Below are 18,090 nucleotides of genomic sequence, written 5' to 3'. Positions count from 1 at the left end.
GCCTCAGAAGCGGGGAACCGCTTCGAACAGGCTCAGGCCGGCGGGGCCGGGCTGCATATATTCGACGAAATGGCCGATTTCGGCGCGGCGGTCGAGATAGACATAGCGCATCAGCCCGCCGAAATCGCCGCGCACCGGCATCGCCACGCCAGACGCCTCTGCATCGGCCAGCACCGCGTCCCATTCGGCGTCGCCGCTGACGAGGCAGCCGATATGATGCAGCCGCATGCCCCCATCCGGCGGCAGCATGTCGCGATAGACCTCGTCCGCTTCGCCCGCCGGGGCGATCAGCTCGATCTGGACCGCGCCGACGAACGCCAGCGCGAAATGACATAGCGCGATTCCCCGCCCCGTCTCGATCGCCACGGCGCGATTGACCTGCATCTCCGCCACACCGAAGCGCCGCGCCGCCAACGCGACGGCGGCGTCGATGTCGGCGGCGACATAGGCGGCCTGGAAGATGTTGAACGGGATCATGCGATCCGCTCCGGAACGGCGGGCGACTTGTGCAGGCCGCCGCCCTTGACGATCGCGAGCAACGCGTCGGATCGGGCCAGCAGCGCCGGATTGGCGAGCGGATCGCCGTCGACCAACAGCAGATCGGCCGGCGCGCCGGGGACGATCCCGCCTGCCCCCTGGCCCATCAGCTCGCCGCCGTTGCGGGTCGCGGCCACCAGCGCCTCGCAAGGCGAATAGCCGAGATAGGTGACGAAATGTCCGACGTCGCGCGCATTGGCGCCATTGGGTTGCCAGGCGAGGCCATAGTCGCCACCGATCACCGCCCGCACCCCGCGCCGCCGGAGCTCGCGGTGCACCTCGACGTTCGACGCCATCGCGGCCTCGACGCCCATCCGGTCGAGCGTCGCGCGATCGAACGGGCTGTCGTGGAGCAGGCTGTGATAATAGCCGATCGTCGGCGCCACGAAGACGCGATCCTTCGCCGCCTCGAGCATGTCGAGCGCCTCCTCGTCGGCGAAATCGGCGTGGTTGATCAGCGTCGCGCCAGCGCGCAGCGCGCGCTTGATCGACTCCGCCGATCGGGCATGCGCGCTGATCGGCAGGCCGAGCGCGGCGCAGGCCTCGCCGATCGCCCGCATCTCATCCTCGGCCAGGGTCGTGGTGCGGCCCGACGGGCGCGGGAAGAAATCGTCGCCCGAGACGTTGACCTTCACCAGGTCGACGCCTTCGCGATAGCCGGTCCGCACGGCGCGGCGGCAGGCGTCGGCCCCGTCGACCACCATCGCCGCCACGTCGCGTCCCTGGTGGATCTGGGCGGTGTCGTTGAGGCCGCCGGTGGCGGTGAGCGTCGGCGTCGACGCCATCAGGCGCGGGCCGGGAATGCGCCCCGCCTCGATCTCGTTGCGGATCACGACCTCGGCGCGCAGCTTGGGCGATCCCGCCCCGACCGCCCCGGTGAAGCCGGCGTCGAGCAGGGTGCGGGCATTGTGCATCGTGATCAGCACCGTCTCCTCGGGCGGCGTGTCCTCGATCTGATAGGCGTAGGTGACGACGGGAAAGCTCAAATGGGCGTGCGCGTCGACCATGCCCGGGATCAGGGTCGCGCCGTGCGCATCGATGCGCCGGGCGCCCTCGCAACGCGCCGCCGGGACGGCCCCGACCGTGGCGACGTGTTGATCCTCGACCAGGACGTCGGCGGCAACGGCCTCTCGGGCCAGACCGTCCCAGACCTTCCCGCCCGCGAAAAGCAGTTTCATCGACCCTCTCCCACGTCCTTGGGTCGACGCTATCATGTTCCGGTGAGGCGGGAGCGTTTTCGGCTCGCGACGGGCACATCATCGCCTATCTGAACGGCGACACCGAAAAGGCTGCGCCCCGCCCCCGGTCGTCCGGAGGCGGGGCACCTGTCGACCCGGCCTTGCTCAGTCGGCCAGTTCGGGCGTCGCCGGCAGGTCGCCGGGCGCCCTGACCGACATGCCCAACGCCTTCGCCACGCCCGCGCCATAGGCCGGGTCGCAGCGGGTGCAGTTGTCGATGTGCCGCTGCTTGATGAAGGCGGGCGCATCGCCCATCGCACGCGCGGTGTTGTCGAACAGCGCCTGCTGCTGGGCTGGCGTCATCTGCTGGAACAGCTTGCGCGGCTGGGTGAAATAATCGTCGTCGTCCTCACGGAAGTTCCAGAAGTCCGCATTGCCGTCGATCTTCAGCGGCGGCTCCCGGAAATCGGGCTGGTCGACCCACTGGCTGAAACTGTTCGGCTGATAATGCGGCAGGCCGCCATAATTGCCGTCGACGCGACCCTGGCCGTCGCGGTGGTTGCTGAACACCGGACAGCGCGCCGCATTGACCGGAATCTGGTGAAAGTTGACGCCGAGCCGGTAGCGCTGCGCGTCGGCATAAGCGAACAGACGCGCCTGCAGCATCTTGTCGGGCGACACACCGATGCCGGGCACGAGGTTCGAAGGCGCGAAGGCGCTCTGCTCGACGTCCTGGAAGAAATTCTCCGGATTGCGGTTGAGCTCGAACTCGCCGACCTCGATCAGCGGATAGTCGGCCTTGTACCAGACCTTGGTCAGGTCGAACGGGTGGAAGCGATAGGTCTCCGCATCCTTTTCCGGCATCACCTGGATGAACATCTTCCATTTCGGGAAGTCGCCGCGTTCGATCGCCTCGTAGAGGTCACGCTGATTGCTCTCGCGGTCGCCCGCGACGACGGCCGCCGCCTCCGCGTCGGTCAGGTTCTCGATGCCCTGTTGCGTCCGGAAGTGGAACTTCACCCAGAAGCGCTCGCCCGCATCATTGTAGAAGCTGTAGGTGTGCGAACCGAAGCCGTGCATGTGGCGGTAGCTCTTGGGGATGCCACGATCGGACATCACGATCGTCACCTGGTGCAACGCCTCGGGCAACAGCGTCCAGAAGTCCCAATTGTTGGTGGCCGATCGCATGTTGGTGCGCGGGTCGCGCTTCACCGCCTTGTTGAGATCGGGGAATTTTCGCGGATCGCGCAGGAAGAAGACCGGCGTGTTGTTGCCGACCAGATCCCAATTACCCTCGTCGGTATAGAATTTCAGCGCGAAGCCGCGGATGTCGCGCTCGGCATCGGCCGCGCCGCGTTCGCCGGCGACGGTGGTGAAGCGGGCGAACATCTCGGTTTTCTTGCCGACCTGCGAGAAGATGCTGGCGCGGGTATAGCGGCTGATGTCGTTGGTGACGGTGAAGGTGCCGAAGGCGCCCGACCCCTTGGCGTGCATGCGCCGCTCCGGAATGACCTCACGGTTGAGGTTGGCGAGCTTCTCGAGCAACCAGACATCCTGCATCAGCAACGGGCCGCGCGGACCGGCGGTCAGGCTGTTCTGGTTGTCGACGACGGGCGCGCCGAACGCCGTCGTCAGATGGGTCACCGGGCATTTTCCGGAATTCTGGGCATTGTCGGACATGGTCGGTCCTCCTTTCACTCGGTCGTCATTTCCAACGGATGCCCAAGGCTAGGTCAATGGCTTCCAGCGGTAAAATTGATCAATCCGGCGACAGTGATCGTCATTATCGATTTATCCGAGCCCGGCGGCGAAAGCGATCCGGAGCGCCTCGGACAGGCTCCTGACCCCAAGCTTGGTCATCAGGTTCGCACGATGCACCTCGACGGTGCGTGAGGAGATGTCGAGGTCGTAGGCGATCGTCTTGTTCGGTAGGCCCCGCGCCAGCCCTTCGAGCACCTCGCGCTCACGCCCCGTCAGCTTCGCCAGCATGACCTGCGCCTCGGCGCCCCTTCCCGCCTCGTCCGCCTGTCGGTCGAGCCGCGCGTGCGCCGTCTCGATCGCCGACAGCAGCGCCGCCTTCTCGAACGGCTTTTCGATGAAGTCGACCGCGCCGGCCTTCATCGCCTGCACCGCGGTCGATATGTCGCCATGGCCGGTCAGGATGATCACCGGCATGGTGACGCCGCGCTCGTTGAGCTGTTGCTGGACCTGCAGCCCGTCCATCTCGGGCATGCGCACGTCGAGCAGGATGCAGCCCGGCGCGGCATGGCGGACCTCCTTCAGGAACGCGGTGCCCGACTCCCAGCATTCGACCGCATAGCCCGTCGTCGTCAGCATGAAGCGCGTCGATCGGCGGATCGCCTCCTCGTCGTCGACGATGTGCACCAGCCGCGTCTCATCCATGATCTTCCTCCGGCGTGTATCCCAATAGGGTGAAATGGAAGCGCGATCCGCCGCCGGGATCGCGTTCGTAGAATATCCGGCCGCCGTTCGCCTCGACGATCGTCCGGCAGATCGACAGGCCAAGTCCCATCCCACCGGCCTTGGTGCTGTTGAAGGCGCGGAACAGGTCGGCCTCGATCTCCGGCGCCACGCCATGCCCACTGTCGGCGACGGTTACCCGCACCATCCCGCCGCTGTCCCTGCGCGTCTCGATCCGCAGCACCCGGACCGGGCTGTCGGCCATCGCCTCGATCGCGTTGCGCATCAGGTTGATCAGCACCTGCTGGATCTGGACGCGGTCGACGAGCACCGGCCCGGCCAGCGGGTCGACGTCGAAGCGCAGCTCGACCCCACGTTCCTGCGCGCCGATCAGGCCCAGCTTGGCGGCGACGTCGATCAGTGCCGGCAGATTCTCGACCGTCTTCTCGACGTCGCCCCTCGCGACATATTCGCGCAGCCGCCGGACGATCTGTCCGGCGCGCATCGCCTCGCTCGCGCTTTCCTCCAGCGCTTCGCGGATGACGGCCATGTCCTCCGCCTTCGGGTCCGCGAGCATGTCGCGGACCGTCTCGACATAGTTGACCACCGCGGTGATGGGCTGGTTGAGCTCATGCGCCAGCGTCGACGCCATCGTACCCATCGCGCTGACCCGCGCGACATGGATCAGGTCAGACCGCAGATCCTCGATCCGTTCCTCCATCCGCACCGCCTCGCTTAGGTCGCGGATGAAGCCGGTGAAGACGGGCTCGCCTCCCGCTTCCGCCTCGCCGACCGACAATTCCATCGGGAAGGTCGAACCGTCGCGCTTCTGGCCGATCACCTTGCGGCCGATGCCGATGATGTGGCGCTCGCCCGTGCTCGCATAGCGATGGAGGTAGGAATCATGCCGCTCGCGGTCGGGCGACGGCATCAGCCCGCTGACGTTGGTGCCGAGCATCTCGGCCTCCGCGTAGCCGAACAGTCGCTCGGCGGCGGCGCTGAACGAGATGATCAGGCCGCGCGCGTCGATCACCACCATCGCGTCGGGAACGGTCGAGAGGATCGAGCGCATCTGCCCGGCACTGGAGCGAAGCTGCCGCTCGACCGCGCGCTGCTCGGTCACGTCGCGGATCACCTTGCCGAAACCCCGCAGCTGGCGGTGCTCGTCATAGAGCGCCGTCAGCGACATATGCGCCAGGAAAGGCGACCCGTCCTTGCGGGTCCGCCATTCCTCCTCCTCGAACCGACCCTCCGAGCGGGCGCGATCGAGATCGGCGGCCGGCTTGCCCGCCGCCACCGCCTCGGGCGGATAGAAGAAGGCGATCGGCTGGCCGACCGCCTCGGCCTCGCTCCACCCCATCAGCCGTTCGGCGCCCTTGTTCCAGATCGTCACCCGCCCTTCGGGGTCGAGCATGTAGATCGCATAGTCCGTCGCACCGTCGATCAGCAGGTTGAGCTCGTCGGCTGTCTCACTCGCCGCGACGGCGCGACGATAGCCTTCCAGCTTGTCCTGAGCGAGCCGCCGGCGCGTCCGCTCGACCGAACGCGACAGCCCGACGATGACCGCCGCTACCAGGAGGAAGCCGGCGAGGTCCGCGGCGCGTGCATGGTCGAGCGGCGTGCCCGCGCCCTGCCAGACGACGAAGGCGAGCGCCGCGAGCGCCGCCACTACCGCCGCCGCGCTGCCGCCGGTCAGGCCGGCGACGAGCATCGCGACGATCAGCGGCAGATAGTCGCCCGCCGCGCCGGTCGACATCGCCAGCTCGGCCTGGACCAGCGCGGCGACGCCCACCGCCGCGAGGGCGAGAAGAAGGGCCGGGACGGTCCTGCCCATCGAGATATTTCCCCGGATCCGCACGGCGCCGACCATAAGGGCAACCGGGCCGCCCGCAAGGAGCGAAACGATCTGCTTCAGTGCGCCATGAACAGCGGCACAGGACTTTTCAGGAGCAGGTTGCGCGACACCCCGCCGAACAGCGCCTCGACGAGACGCGACCGACCGAAGCCGCCCATTACCAGATAATCGGCGCGGTGCCCGACGATCGCGGCGATGATGTTCGTCGCCGCCTGCCCCTTCTTCGCCTTTTCGAGGATGACGAGCGGGTGGATGCCGTGCCGCGACAGGAAGCTCGCCGCCTCGCCGGCCGGGATGCGGATCGATCCGTCGTCGACCTGCAGGATCATCACCTGTTCGGCCAGCAGGAGCAGAGGCACCGCCGCGCGCAGCGCCGCCTCGGCCTCGGGCGAACCATCCCACGCCACCAGCGCGCGGCCGCCCAGCGCGATGCCCCGGGCCCGACCGGGCACCGCCAGGACCGGCGGCCCGCTCTCCAACACCAGCCCGGCGGCGGCGCCGTCCGGGTCGCAATCGACGACGATCAGGTCGGCGATCGCCGCAGCCCCGCGCAGGCATCGGCCCGGCTCGCCGACCATGTCGATCCAGTTCCAGGAGACGTCCTCCTTCGCCAGCCGCTGCTCCAGCGTCGTGCGGTTCGCCGCCTCGCGCTGCCGTTCCTCGGCCAACAGCATCGCGCTTCCCGCGCCGCCATCCCACAGCTCGGCCGGCGTCTGCGATGGTATGACGACGTCGACGCAGGTGAGATGCCCATCCAGCGCTCGGGTGGCGTCGAGCGCCGCCTGGAAACGCGCCTCCTGCCCTTGGTCGTCGTGCACCAGCAAAAGGATGTTCTTCACCGCCATGTCTCCGTCTCGTGCGTCCGGAGAATTGCTAGGTGCGGAATGGCCGCTCCGACATTGGGGACTATACGGATACCGGGCCGGCCCGAAAACCACCCGATTTTGCATGGATCGACGAAAAAACGGGAAATTATCGCGTCAGGAGGCGTGCTTGAAAGATTAGTTTGCAGCGACACGTGATTTTGAAGGTTCACTCGCGATATCATCCCTGTATAGGCACGGCCGAAACGCCCGCGCGATCGGGCCCAAGGGAGCAGCATGCCGGATGGCCTATCCGCACAATCAGGGTCTGTACGATAGCCGCAACGAGCACGACGCCTGCGGCGTCGGCTTCATCGCCAACATCCGTGGCGAGAAATCCAACACGATCGTCCAGCGCGGCCTCGAGATCCTGCTCAAGATCGACCATCGCGGCGCGGTCGGCGCCGATCCGCTGCTGGGCGACGGCGCGGGCATCCTGATCCAGATTCCCGATGCGCTGTTTCGCGCCTGGGCCGAGGGCATCGGCTTCACCCTGCCCCCGCCCGGCCATTATGGCGTCGCCATGTGCTTCCTGCCACGCGACGCCGCGGCACGCGACCTCGCGGTCGGCAATTTCGAGAAGTTCATCGTCAAGGAAGGCCAGAGCCTGATCGGCTGGCGCGACGTGCCTGTCGACACCACCGGCCTCGGCCAGGCGGTGCTCGACGAGATGCCGGTGATCCGCCAGGCGATCATCGGCCGCAGCGCGGACTGCGTCGACCAGGACGCGTTCGAGCGCAAGCTGCTCGTCATCCGCAAGCAGACGCAGAACCCGCTCGAGGCGCTGGCCCGCAAGCACGACCTGCCGGGCCTGACCGACCTCTACATGCCGTCCTTCTCCAGCCGCACCGTGGTCTACAAGGGGCTGCTGCTCGCGGGCCAGGTCGGCAGCTTCTACAAGGACCTTTCCGATCCGCTGACCACCTCGGCGATCGCGCTGGTCCACCAGCGCTTCTCGACCAACACCTTCCCGAGCTGGAAGCTGGCGCACCCCTACCGCTTCATCGCCCATAACGGCGAGATCAACACGGTGCGCGGCAACGTCAACTGGATGAACGCCCGCCGCCGGACGATGGAATCCGACCTGATCGGCGCCGATCTCGACAAGATCTGGCCGATCATCCCACACGGCCAGTCCGATACCGCCTGCCTCGACAACGCGCTCGAACTGCTCGTCGCGGGCGGCTACTCGCTGGCGCATGCGGTGATGATGCTGATCCCCGAGGCGTGGGCCGGCAACCCGCTGATGGACCCGGCGCGCAAGGCCTTCTACGAATATCACGCCGCGCTGATGGAGCCGTGGGACGGCCCCGCCGCCGTCGCCTTCACCGACGGCCGCCAGATCGGCGCGACGCTGGACCGCAACGGCCTGCGCCCCGCCCGCTTCCTCGTCACCGATGACGATCATGTGATCATGGCGTCGGAATCGGGCGTGCTGCCGGTTCCCGAGGAGAAGATCGTCCGCAAGTGGCGCCTCCAGCCCGGCAAGATGTTGCTGATCGACATGGAGCAGGGCCGGATCATCGAGGACGAGGAGATCAAGGCCAGCCTCGCCGAGGCCGAGCCCTATGCCAAGTGGCTCGAAGCGAACCAGTACAAGCTCAAGGACCTCGAGGTGCTGGCGACCGACGACGGGACCGCCGCCCCCGCTTTGCCCAACGATCCCCAGGCGCTGCTCGATCGCCAGCAGGCGTTCGGCTATTCGCAGGAGGACATCGCCCGGTTCCTCGAACCGATGGCCCGCGCCGGCGAGGACCCGATCGGATCGATGGGCACCGACACGCCGATCGCCGTGCTCTCGGCCCGTCCGCGCCTGCTCTACGACTATTTCAAGCAGAACTTCGCGCAGGTCACCAACCCGCCGATCGACCCGATCCGCGAGGAGCTGGTGATGTCGCTGGTGTCGATGATCGGCCCGCGCCCCAACCTGCTCGGCCGCGAGGCCGGCACCCATAAGCGGCTTGAGGTCGACCAGCCGATCCTCACCAACCGCGACCTGACCCGCATCCGATCGGCCGAGGAACAGCTCGACGGCGCCTTCCGCACCGAGACGATCGACATCACCTGGGACGCCGCGACCGGGGCCGACGGCCTCGCCATGGCGCTCAAGGAGATGTGCTGGGCGGCAACCGAGGCGGTGCTCGCCGACAAGAACATCCTGATCCTGTCCGACCGCGCCCAGAGCGCCGACCGGATCGCGATGCCGGCGCTGCTGGCGACTGCCGCCGTCCACCATCACCTCGTCAAGCAGGGCCTGCGCATGCAGACGGGCCTCGTCGTCGAGACCGGCGAGGCGCGCGAGGTCCATCATTTCTGCGTGCTCGCCGGCTATGGCGCGGAGGCGATCAACCCCTGGCTCGCCTTCGACACGCTGGAGGAGATCCGCGTCCGCCAGGAGCTGCCGCTGTCGCCCAACGCTGTGCAGAAAAACTATATCAAGGCGATCGGCAAGGGCATCCTCAAGGTCATGTCCAAGATGGGCATCTCGACCTATCAGAGCTATTGCGGCGCGCAGATCTTCGACGCGATCGGCCTGTCGTCAGCCTTCGTCGACAAATATTTCACCGGCACCGCGACGACGATCGAGGGCATCGGCCTGGCCGAGCTCGCCGAGGAGACCGTCCGCCGCCACGCCGCCGCCTATGGCGACAACCCGATATATCGCAACATGCTCGATGTCGGCGGCGTCTATGGCTACCGCATCCGCGGCGAGGAACATGCCTGGACGCCCGAGAGCGTCTCGGCGCTCCAGCATGCGGTGCGCGGCAACAGCAAGGAGCGCTACGAGGCGTTCGCCCGCTCGATCAACGAGCAGAACGCCCGGCTGCTGACGATCCGCGGCCTGATGGAACTGAAGAAGGCCGACCGGCCGCTGTCGATCGACGAGGTCGAACCGGCCTCCGAAATCGTCAAGCGCTTCGCCACCGGCGCGATGAGCTTCGGCTCGATCTCGCGCGAGGCGCACACCACCCTGGCGATGGCGATGAACCGCATCGGCGGCCGTTCGAACACCGGCGAGGGCGGCGAGGAAGTCGACCGCTTCAAGCCGCTGCCCAACGGCGACTCGATGCGCTCGGCGATCAAGCAGGTCGCCTCGGGCCGGTTCGGCGTCACCGCCGAATATCTGGTCAACGCGGACGACATCCAGATCAAGATGGCGCAGGGCGCGAAGCCCGGCGAAGGCGGCCAGCTGCCCGGCGACAAGGTCGACAAGAACATCGCCCGCGTCCGCCATTCGACGCCCGGCGTCGGCCTGATCTCGCCGCCACCGCACCACGACATCTATTCGATCGAGGACCTGGCGCAGCTCATCCACGACCTCAAGAACGTCAACACCGGCGCCCGCATCTCGGTGAAGCTGGTGTCGGAGGTCGGCGTCGGCACGGTCGCGGCGGGCGTCTCCAAGGCGCGCGCCGACCATGTCACCATCTCGGGCTATGAGGGCGGCACCGGCGCCTCCCCCCTCACCTCGCTCACCCATGCCGGCAGCCCGTGGGAGATCGGCCTGGCCGAGACCCAGCAGACGCTGCTGCTCAACGGCCTGCGCAGCCGCATCGCGGTCCAGGTCGACGGCGGGCTGCGCACCGGCCGCGACGTCGCGATCGGCGCGCTGCTGGGCGCCGACGAGTTCGGCTTCGCCACCGCACCGCTGATCGCCGCCGGCTGCATCATGATGCGCAAGTGCCATCTCAACACCTGCCCGGTCGGCGTCGCGACCCAGGACCCGGTGCTGCGCGCGCGCTTCACCGGCCAGCCCGAGCATGTGATCAACTATTTCTTCTTCGTCGCCGAGGAACTACGCCAGATCATGGCCGAGATGGGCTTCCGCACGATCGAGGAGATGGTCGGACGGGTCGACCGGATCGACATGCGCCCGGCGCTCGACCATTGGAAGGCGCACGGCGTCGATCTCGGCCGCCTGCTCCACCAGGCGACGCCGGCGATGGGCAACACGCTCCACCATTCACAGCTCCAGGACCATGGCCTCGACGCCGCGCTCGACAACCATCTGATCGCCGCCGCGATGCCGGCGCTCGAGCGGGGCGAGCCGGTGGTGATCGAGCGGCCGGTCGCCAACGTCAACCGCACCGTCGGCGCGATGCTGTCGGGCGAGGTCGCCCGGCGCCATGGCCATGAGGGTTTGCCGGAAAACAGCATCACCGTCCGCCTGACCGGCGTCGCGGGGCAGAGCTTCGGCGCCTTCCTGGCGCACGGCGTCACCCTGGAGCTGACCGGCGACGGCAACGACTATGTCGGCAAGGGCCTGTCGGGCGGCCGCGTGATCGTGCGTCAGCCGGCCGGGGTCGACCGGGACCCGCTGGAGAACATCATCGTCGGCAACACCGTGCTCTACGGCGCGATCGCGGGCGAGGCCTATTTCCAGGGCGTCGCGGGCGAGCGCTTCGCGGTCCGCAACTCGGGCGCCATCGCGGTGGTCGAGGGTACGGGCGACCATGGCTGCGAATATATGACCGGCGGCGTGGTCGCCGTGCTCGGCCGCACCGGACGCAACTTCGCGGCCGGCATGTCGGGCGGCATCGCCTATGTCTACGATGCCGACGGGTTGTTCCGCCAGCGGTGCAACCTGGCCATGGTCGACGTCGAGCCGATCGATCCAGCCGCCGACGCCGACGTCGAGGAAGGCCGCCCGCACCAGCGCGCCGCCAGTGTCCATGACTATGGCATGGGCGACATGCTCCGCCACGACGCGGCGCGGCTGCGCATCCTGCTTGAACGGCATCATCTCCACACCGGCAGCGACCAGGCCGCCGCGCTGCTGGAGGATTGGGACAACACGCTGTCGCGCTTCGTGAAGGTCATGCCGCGCGACTATCGGCGGGCGTTGCAGCAGCTTGAGGCCGAACGCCTCGCCGCCGCCAACGTCGCCGCCGAATGACCGGAGATTGATGATGGGCAAGGCAACCGGATTTCTCGAGATCGAGCGCAAGGACCGCGGCTACGCCAAGCCCGGCGAGCGGCTGAAGCACTGGAACGAGTTCATCGTACCGCTGCCGGACGGCGATCTGCGCGACCAGGCATCCCGCTGCATGAACTGCGGCATCCCCTTCTGTCACAATGGCTGTCCGGTGAACAACATCATCCCGGACTGGAACCATCTTGTATTCGAGGATGACTGGAAGAACGCACTGGAAGTTCTTCATTCTACCAATAATTTTCCGGAGTTCACCGGGCGTGTCTGCCCCGCCCCATGCGAGGCCGCCTGCACGCTGAACATCCAGGACACCCCCGTCACGATCAAGTCGATCGAATGCGCGATCGTCGACCGCGGCTGGGACGAAGGCTGGATCCTGCCGCAGCCGGCGGCCCGCAAGACGGGCAAGTCGGTCGCGGTCGTCGGATCGGGCCCGGCTGGCCTTGCCTGCGCGCAGCAGCTCGCCCGCGCCGGCCACAGTGTCACCCTGTTCGAGAAGAACGACCGGATGGGCGGGCTGCTCCGCTACGGCATCCCCGACTTCAAGATGGAGAAGCACCTGATCAACCGCCGCCTGGTGCAGATGGAGGCCGAAGGCGTCACCTTCCGCACCTCGACCGAGGTCGGCGTCCAGGTCTCGCTCGACTCGCTGCGCGAGAATTTCGACGCGATCGTGCTGTCGGGCGGTGCCGAGAAGCCCCGCCCGCTGGAGGTTCCGGGCTTCGAGCTGTCGGGCGTCCGCTACGCGATGGAGTTCCTGACCCAGCAGAACAAGCGGGTTGCCGGCGATGACGAGCTGCGCGCCGCGCCGCGTGGCTCGCTGACCGCGACGGGCAAGCATGTCGTCGTGATCGGCGGCGGCGACACCGGTTCGGACTGCGTCGGCACCTCGAACCGCCAGGGCGCCGCCTCGGTCACCCAGCTCGAGATCATGCCCAAGCCGCCCGAGAAGGAGGCGAAAGCTCTGTCCTGGCCGAACTGGCCGCTCAAGCTGCGCACCTCGTCGAGCCATGAAGAGGGATGCGAGCGCGACTGGGCGGTCGTCACCAAGCGCGCCATCGGCACCAACGGCCAACTCACCGCGCTCGAATGCGCGCGGGTCGAGTGGGTCGACGGCCGGATGCAGGAGGTTCCGGGCAGCGAGTTCACCCTGAAGGCCGATCTCGTCCTGTTGGCGATGGGCTTCCTCGGTCCGAACACCGCCGGGATGATCGAGCAGGCCGGCGTCGAGCTCGATCCGCGCGGCAACGTCAAGGCCGACACCAGCGGCTATGCGACCAGCCAGGACGGCATCTTCGCCTGCGGCGACATGCGGCGCGGCCAGAGCCTGATCGTCTGGGCGATCCGCGAGGGCCGCCAGTGCGCCCGCGCCGTCGACCTCCACCTGATGGGCCGCACCGACCTGCCGAACTGATCGGCTCTTGCCCCGCCCCGCCCGCTCCCTATCTCAAGGGAGCGGGACCGGGCCCCTCTGGCGATCCGATCGGATCGTGATGTCGGACCGCATCGAGCATGCTCGGTGACGCGGGGTCCATCTTCCTCACGCGCCGGGCGCACCATCGAGGGAGATGACCACCATGTCCATGAACTGCCCCGTCTGCGCGGTGCCGCTGACGATGAGCACGCGCCAGAACGTCGAGATCGACTATTGCCCGCAATGCCGGGGCGTCTGGCTCGACCGCGGCGAGCTCGACAAGATCATCGAGCGCTCGGCCGCCGAGCTGGCCCCGCAGGCGCCGCAGCGTGGCTATGACACTCCGCCGCAGCCCTCCTATGGCCGGCCCCATGACGACCGCTACAAGTACAAGCGGAAGAAGAGCTTCCTGGAGGAGCTCTTCGACTAGAGGCCTGTCTCTCGCGTCATTCCGGCGGAGGCCGGAATCTCGGGAGAGTCGGGCAGCGCCTCTCTCCTGAGACCCCGGCCTCCGCCAGGGTGGTTTGGGGTTTGCCGTCAGGCCCATCATCCCCCTCCCTTTCAAGCGAGGGGGAAAACGAAAAAGGGCGCCGGATCACTCCGACGCCCTCTTTTTCCTGAGGCTTTACGCCGCCGCCTTGGCCCGGCTCGCGCGCTTGCGCTCATGCGGGTCGAGGTGGCGCTTGCGCAGCCGGATCGACTTCGGCGTCACCTCGACGAGCTCGTCGTCGTCGATATAGGCGATCGCCTGCTCCAGCGTCATCCGCTTCGGCGGAGTGAGGCGGATCGCGTCGTCCTTGCCGCCTGAAGCGCGGAAGTTGGTGAGCTGCTTGGCCTTCATCGGGTTGACTTCGAGATCGTCGGTCTTGGCGTTCTCGCCGATGATCATGCCCTCGTAGAGCGCCTCGCCATGGCCGACGAACAGGATGCCGCGCTCTTCAAGCGGGCCGAGCGCATAGCTGTTCGCCTCGCCCGCGCCGTTCGAGATCAGCACGCCGTTCTTGCGGCCCTCGATATTGCCCTTGTGAGGGCCGTATTTCTCGAACAGCCGGTTCATGATGCCGGTGCCGCGCGTGTCGGACAGGAACTCGCCATGATAGCCGATCAGGCCGCGCGACGGTGCCGAGAAGGTGATGCGGGTCTTGCCGCCGCCCGAGGGACGCATGTCGGTCATCTCGGCCTTGCGCTGCGCCATCTTGTCGACGACCGTGCCCGAATAATCGTCGTCGACGTCGATCACGACCGTCTCATAGGGCTCTTCGCGGCCACCCTGCTCATTCTCGCGGAACAGCACGCGCGGGCGGCTGATGCCCAGTTCGAAGCCCTCGCGGCGCATCGTCTCGATCAGCACGCCGAGCTGGAGCTCGCCGCGGCCGGCGACCTCGAAGCTGTCCTTGTCGTCGCTCTCGGTCACCTTGATCGCGACGTTCGATTCCGCCTCGCGGAACAGGCGGTCGCGGATCATGCGGCTCGTCACCTTGGTGCCTTCGCGGCCGGCCATCGGGCTGTCGTTGACGGCAAAGCGCATCGACAGCGTCGGCGGGTCGATCGGCTGCGCGTGCAGCGGCTCGCTGACGCTCGGATCGGCGATGGTGTTGGCGACGGTCGCGACGGTCAGCCCGGCGATCGAGATGATGTCGCCGGCCTTCGCCTCTTCGACGGGAACGCGCTCGAGCCCCCGGAACGCCATGATCTTCGACGCGCGGCCGGTCTCGACGACCTTGCCGTCGGGATCGAGCGCGTGGATCGGCGAGTTGATCTTGACGGTGCCGCTATGGACCAGGCCGGTGAGGATGCGGCCGAGGAAATTGTCGCGGTCGAGCAGCGTCACCAGGAACTTGAACGGGCCGGAGGGATCGGCCTTCGGCGCCGGGACATGATCGACGATCTTCTGGAACAGCGGCTTGAGCGTGCCCGAGCGCGCCGACGGGTCCTCATTGGCATAGCCGTTGCGGCCGCTGGCGAACAGGACCGGGAAGTCGAGCTGCTCGTCGGTCGCGTCCAAGGAGACGAACAGGTCGAACACCTCGTCGAGGACCTCCTGGGTGCGTTCGTCCGGGCGGTCGATCTTGTTGACGACGACAATCGGGCGCAAGCCCAGCGCCAGCGCCTTGCCGGTCACGAACTTTGTCTGCGGCATCGCCCCTTCCGACGAGTCGACTAGCAGGATGACGCCGTCGACCATCGACAGGATGCGCTCCACCTCGCCGCCGAAATCGGCGTGGCCGGGCGTGTCGACGATATTGATGCGGGTGCCTTCCCATTCGACCGAGGTGCACTTGGCCAGGATGGTGATCCCGCGCTCCTTTTCGAGGTCGTTCGAATCCATCGCGCGCTCTTCGACGCGCTGATTGTCGCGGAAGGTGCCCGACTGGCGGAAAAGCTGGTCGACGAGCGTGGTCTTGCCGTGATCGACGTGGGCGATGATGGCCACGTTGCGAAGGCTCATATAGTATCCGGTCCTGTTTGGAGGAATCTGGCGCGCGCATAGCGGAATTGGCGCAATGCAACAAGGGCGCCGTTCCGCCCTTTCGACCTTTATCCGAATGGCAGCCCCGATCGCCTGCCGACAAAAAAAGGGCCGGCTCCGAAGAACCAGCCCGTAAGTCATTAGGAGAGGATGCCTGAAAGGCCCGCTCCCTTTGATGGCCGCCGTCCGATTCGACAAATGCTGATGCGGCAATAACGATTGCATAAAATGCAATGTAACGATTTTGGAATGCGCAATCGCAATGGGCAGCCCGAATGGCCGCGACGCACGGCCGCCGTATCGCTTGAATAATGCACCTCATGCGGCCATCTTCCGTCCACCAACGCAGCAGGAGACGAAGGGGCATGGCAACCACGACGACGACCGAGGAACCCGATCTGGTGCTCCAGGCGCCGGCTCCGGTGAAGGTGCTCGCCCCGGAGAAGGCCGCCGGTCTCGTGCCGCTCAGCGACGAGCAGCGCACCAAGCTCGACGAGAAGGTCGACGGCTTCGTCGAGGACCTGGTGGCGCAGGACGTCAACAGCCCCGAATTCGGCAAGCGCGTCGATTCGATCAGCAATATGGGCCGCAAGGAGATCGCCGAGGCGGCCGGCCAGTCGAACCGCTTCCTCGATCGCCCGGTCCGCGCGATGGACGCCGATACCGGCGTCGGCGCCGATCTGGCCGAACTGCGCCGCACCATCGAGGATCTCGACCCCGGTTCGAAGGGTGACCTGTTCACCCGCAAGAAGCTGTTCGGGATCATCCCGTTCGGCAGCCGGATGCGCGATTATTTCGACAGCTACAAATCGGCGCAGAGCCACATCTCCTCGATCCTGCGCAATCTCGCCTCGGGCAAGGACGAGCTGATCAAGGACAATGCCGCGATCGACGTCGAACGGCAGAATCTGTGGGCGGCGATGGGCCGGCTCGAACAGATGATCCACCTGTCGAAGAAGCTCGACGAGAAGCTTGAAGCCAAGGCGCTCGAACTCGACAGCAGCGATCCGGAGAAGGCCAGGACGATCCGCGAGACCGCCTTGTTCTACGTCCGCCAGCGCAGCCAGGACCTGCTGACCCAGATGGCGGTCACCGTGCAGGGCTATCTCGCGCTCGACCTGGTCAAGAAGAACAATGTCGAGCTGGTCAAGGGCGTCGACCGCGCCTCGACCACCACCGTCTCGGCGCTGCGCACCGCGGTGACGGTCGCGCAGGCGCTGACCAACCAGAAGCTGGTCCTCGAACAGATCACCGCGCTCAACACGACGACCGCGAACATGATCGAGTCGACCGGCTCGATGCTCAAGAACCAGACCGGCGAGATCCACAAGCAGGCTGCCGCCTCGACCATCCCGATCGAGACGCTGCAGCGCGCCTTCCAGAATATCTACGACACGATGGATACGATCGACCGCTTCAAGGTCGAGGCGCTGTCGTCGATGAAGCAGACCGTCAACACGCTGACCAGCGAGGTCGAGAAGTCGCGCGGCTATATCGCCCGGGCCGAGGGCGCCAACCAGGCGCAGGCCGAACCGTTCAAGGCGCTGGAATAGGATAGCAGGACAGCCGATGGTCGACAGCCGCGTCACGATGGACCGCGCCGAGGAAGTGCTCGAACGCATCCGCTCGCGCACCACGCCCCGCGCGATCAAGGCGCATCGCCGCCGCGTCGTCGGTTTCTTCCGCCGGCTTAAATATGCCTTCTTCGCGGTGCTGGGCGTCGCGCTGGCGGGCGGGCTGATCGGCAGCTTCGTCACGCCGCTCGGCATCTGGGGCTTCTTCCTGATGCTGGTGGCGATGGCGATCGTCTTCTTCGGCATCCTCGGCTGGCCGCAAGCGCCCGAGCCGACCCCGCAGCAGATGGCGAAGAGCGAGCTGCCGCTGCTGCCGTCGCAGACCGAACGCTGGCTGGAGGCGCAGCGCCCCGCCCTTCCCGCCCCCGCCCAGCGGCTCGCCGACGCGATCGGCATCAAGCTGGAGGCGATCGGCCCGCAGCTCGCCCAGATCGACCCGCGCGAGCCCGCCGCCTTCGAGTTCCGCAAGCTGATGGCCGAGGAGCTTCCCGAGCTGGTCGAGGGTTACAAGCGCGTGCCCGAGGGGATGCGCCGCGCCGAACGCAACGGCAGCTCGCCCGACCGACAGCTGGTCGAGGGCCTCCAGGTCGTCGACGAGGAGTTGGCGCGGCTGAGCGAGCAGATCGTCAGCGGCGATCTCAACAAGCTGGCGACCCAGGGCCGCTATCTCGAACTCAAATATCGCGGCGAGGACGGCGAGGCGCGTTGAACCGCCACGTCACCCCAGCGAAGGCTGGGGTCCATGTCTCTCATCAACCAGATGACCATCGGGGAGAGTGCAGACATGGATGCCAGCCTTCAGCCTTCGGCTGAAGTTTATCCCGAGCGCCTGCCTTGCAGGCAGT

General features: G+C 66.9%; 12 protein-coding genes. 5 read left to right on the top strand and 7 right to left on the bottom strand.

Translation table 11 applies throughout. The annotated features are described in order from the left end of the window. Positions 1 to 3: 3 nt before the first annotated feature. From B5X82_RS02655 to B5X82_RS02630, 6 genes are all read right to left on the bottom strand, one after another. A complete protein-coding gene (locus tag B5X82_RS02655) occupies positions 4 to 477 on the bottom strand; it encodes a VOC family protein (RefSeq protein WP_079646467.1) in 474 nt (157 codons plus the stop codon). Continuing rightward, on the bottom strand, positions 474 to 1,715 hold the full coding sequence (locus B5X82_RS02650) for an amidohydrolase family protein (RefSeq protein ID WP_079646466.1): 1,242 nt from the start codon (positions 1,713 to 1,715) through the stop codon (positions 474 to 476). The genes B5X82_RS02655 and B5X82_RS02650 overlap by 4 nt, the downstream gene beginning before the upstream one ends. 165 nt (positions 1,716 to 1,880) lie before the next feature. Then, positions 1,881 to 3,395, bottom strand: a complete 1,515-nt coding sequence (locus B5X82_RS02645; protein ID WP_079646465.1) for a catalase — start codon at positions 3,393 to 3,395, stop codon at positions 1,881 to 1,883. A 111-nt stretch (positions 3,396 to 3,506) separates the two neighbouring features. Next, complete coding sequence (locus B5X82_RS02640; RefSeq protein ID WP_079646464.1) at positions 3,507 to 4,118, bottom strand: response regulator transcription factor; 612 nt, start codon at positions 4,116 to 4,118, stop codon at positions 3,507 to 3,509. Next, the gene (locus tag B5X82_RS02635) at positions 4,111 to 6,006 is read right to left on the bottom strand and encodes a PAS domain-containing sensor histidine kinase (RefSeq protein ID WP_079646463.1); all 1,896 of its coding nucleotides are present in this window, start codon (positions 6,004 to 6,006) and stop codon (positions 4,111 to 4,113) included. The genes B5X82_RS02640 and B5X82_RS02635 overlap by 8 nt, the downstream gene beginning before the upstream one ends. A gap of 41 nt (positions 6,007 to 6,047) precedes the next feature. Continuing rightward, the gene (locus tag B5X82_RS02630; protein ID WP_236035909.1) at positions 6,048 to 6,836 is read right to left on the bottom strand and encodes a universal stress protein; all 789 of its coding nucleotides are present in this window, start codon (positions 6,834 to 6,836) and stop codon (positions 6,048 to 6,050) included. Positions 6,837 to 7,098: 262 nt separating this feature from the next. Between B5X82_RS02630 and gltB the strand changes: the two genes are divergently transcribed. From gltB to B5X82_RS02615, 3 genes are all read left to right on the top strand, one after another. Then, positions 7,099 to 11,751 (top strand): glutamate synthase large subunit, encoded by a 4,653-nt coding sequence (gene gltB / locus B5X82_RS02625; RefSeq protein WP_079646462.1) that lies wholly within the window; start codon positions 7,099 to 7,101, stop codon positions 11,749 to 11,751. A gap of 13 nt (positions 11,752 to 11,764) precedes the next feature. After that, positions 11,765 to 13,201 carry a glutamate synthase subunit beta gene (locus tag B5X82_RS02620; RefSeq protein WP_079646461.1) on the top strand — a complete coding sequence of 479 codons (1,437 nt, stop codon included), beginning with the start codon at positions 11,765 to 11,767 and terminating at the stop codon, positions 13,199 to 13,201. Positions 13,202 to 13,364: 163 nt separating this feature from the next. Next, entirely contained in the window at positions 13,365 to 13,631 is a 267-nt protein-coding gene (locus tag B5X82_RS02615; protein ID WP_079646460.1) for a TFIIB-type zinc ribbon-containing protein, read from the top strand. Positions 13,632 to 13,826: 195 nt separating this feature from the next. Here the strand turns inward: B5X82_RS02615 and typA are convergent, their stop codons facing one another. Beyond that, positions 13,827 to 15,650, bottom strand: coding sequence for a translational GTPase TypA (typA, locus tag B5X82_RS02610; protein ID WP_079646459.1), 1,824 nt, complete (start codon positions 15,648 to 15,650; stop codon positions 13,827 to 13,829). 386 nt (positions 15,651 to 16,036) lie between these two features. Here typA and B5X82_RS02605 point away from each other — a divergent pair, with 386 nt between their 5' ends. Together B5X82_RS02605 and B5X82_RS02600 are read left to right on the top strand one after the other, a co-directional pair. Continuing rightward, positions 16,037 to 17,224, top strand: a complete 1,188-nt coding sequence (locus B5X82_RS02605) for a toxic anion resistance protein (protein WP_079646458.1) — start codon at positions 16,037 to 16,039, stop codon at positions 17,222 to 17,224. 16 nt (positions 17,225 to 17,240) lie between these two features. After that, positions 17,241 to 17,954, top strand: coding sequence for a hypothetical protein (locus B5X82_RS02600; RefSeq protein WP_079646457.1), 714 nt, complete (start codon positions 17,241 to 17,243; stop codon positions 17,952 to 17,954). Positions 17,955 to 18,090 lie beyond the last annotated feature (136 nt).

Origin of the sequence: Rhizorhabdus histidinilytica (assembly GCF_900167915.1) — a bacterium.
GTDB classification, from domain to species: domain Bacteria; phylum Pseudomonadota; class Alphaproteobacteria; order Sphingomonadales; family Sphingomonadaceae; genus Rhizorhabdus; species Rhizorhabdus histidinilytica.
Note: the sequence above shows the minus strand (reverse complement) of the source record. Positions and strands in the feature narration are given on the sequence as shown.

Excerpts from the sequence above, each read along its gene's own strand:
- B5X82_RS02655 (WP_079646467.1), bottom strand. The coding sequence starts at position 477 with ATGATCCCGTTCAACATCTTCCAGGCCGCCTATGTCGCCGCCGACATC.
- B5X82_RS02650 (WP_079646466.1), bottom strand. The coding sequence starts at position 1,715 with ATGAAACTGCTTTTCGCGGGCGGGAAGGTCTGGGACGGTCTGGCCCGA.
- B5X82_RS02645 (WP_079646465.1), bottom strand. The coding sequence starts at position 3,395 with ATGTCCGACAATGCCCAGAATTCCGGAAAATGCCCGGTGACCCATCTG.
- B5X82_RS02640 (WP_079646464.1), bottom strand. The coding sequence starts at position 4,118 with ATGGATGAGACGCGGCTGGTGCACATCGTCGACGACGAGGAGGCGATC.
- B5X82_RS02635 (WP_079646463.1), bottom strand. The coding sequence starts at position 6,006 with ATGGTCGGCGCCGTGCGGATCCGGGGAAATATCTCGATGGGCAGGACC.
- B5X82_RS02630 (WP_236035909.1), bottom strand. The coding sequence starts at position 6,836 with ATGGCGGTGAAGAACATCCTTTTGCTGGTGCACGACGACCAAGGGCAG.
- gltB (WP_079646462.1), top strand. The coding sequence starts at position 7,099 with ATGGCCTATCCGCACAATCAGGGTCTGTACGATAGCCGCAACGAGCAC.
- B5X82_RS02620 (WP_079646461.1), top strand. The coding sequence starts at position 11,765 with ATGGGCAAGGCAACCGGATTTCTCGAGATCGAGCGCAAGGACCGCGGC.
- B5X82_RS02615 (WP_079646460.1), top strand. The coding sequence starts at position 13,365 with ATGTCCATGAACTGCCCCGTCTGCGCGGTGCCGCTGACGATGAGCACG.
- typA (WP_079646459.1), bottom strand. The coding sequence starts at position 15,650 with ATGAGCCTTCGCAACGTGGCCATCATCGCCCACGTCGATCACGGCAAG.
- B5X82_RS02605 (WP_079646458.1), top strand. The coding sequence starts at position 16,037 with ATGGCAACCACGACGACGACCGAGGAACCCGATCTGGTGCTCCAGGCG.
- B5X82_RS02600 (WP_079646457.1), top strand. The coding sequence starts at position 17,241 with ATGGTCGACAGCCGCGTCACGATGGACCGCGCCGAGGAAGTGCTCGAA.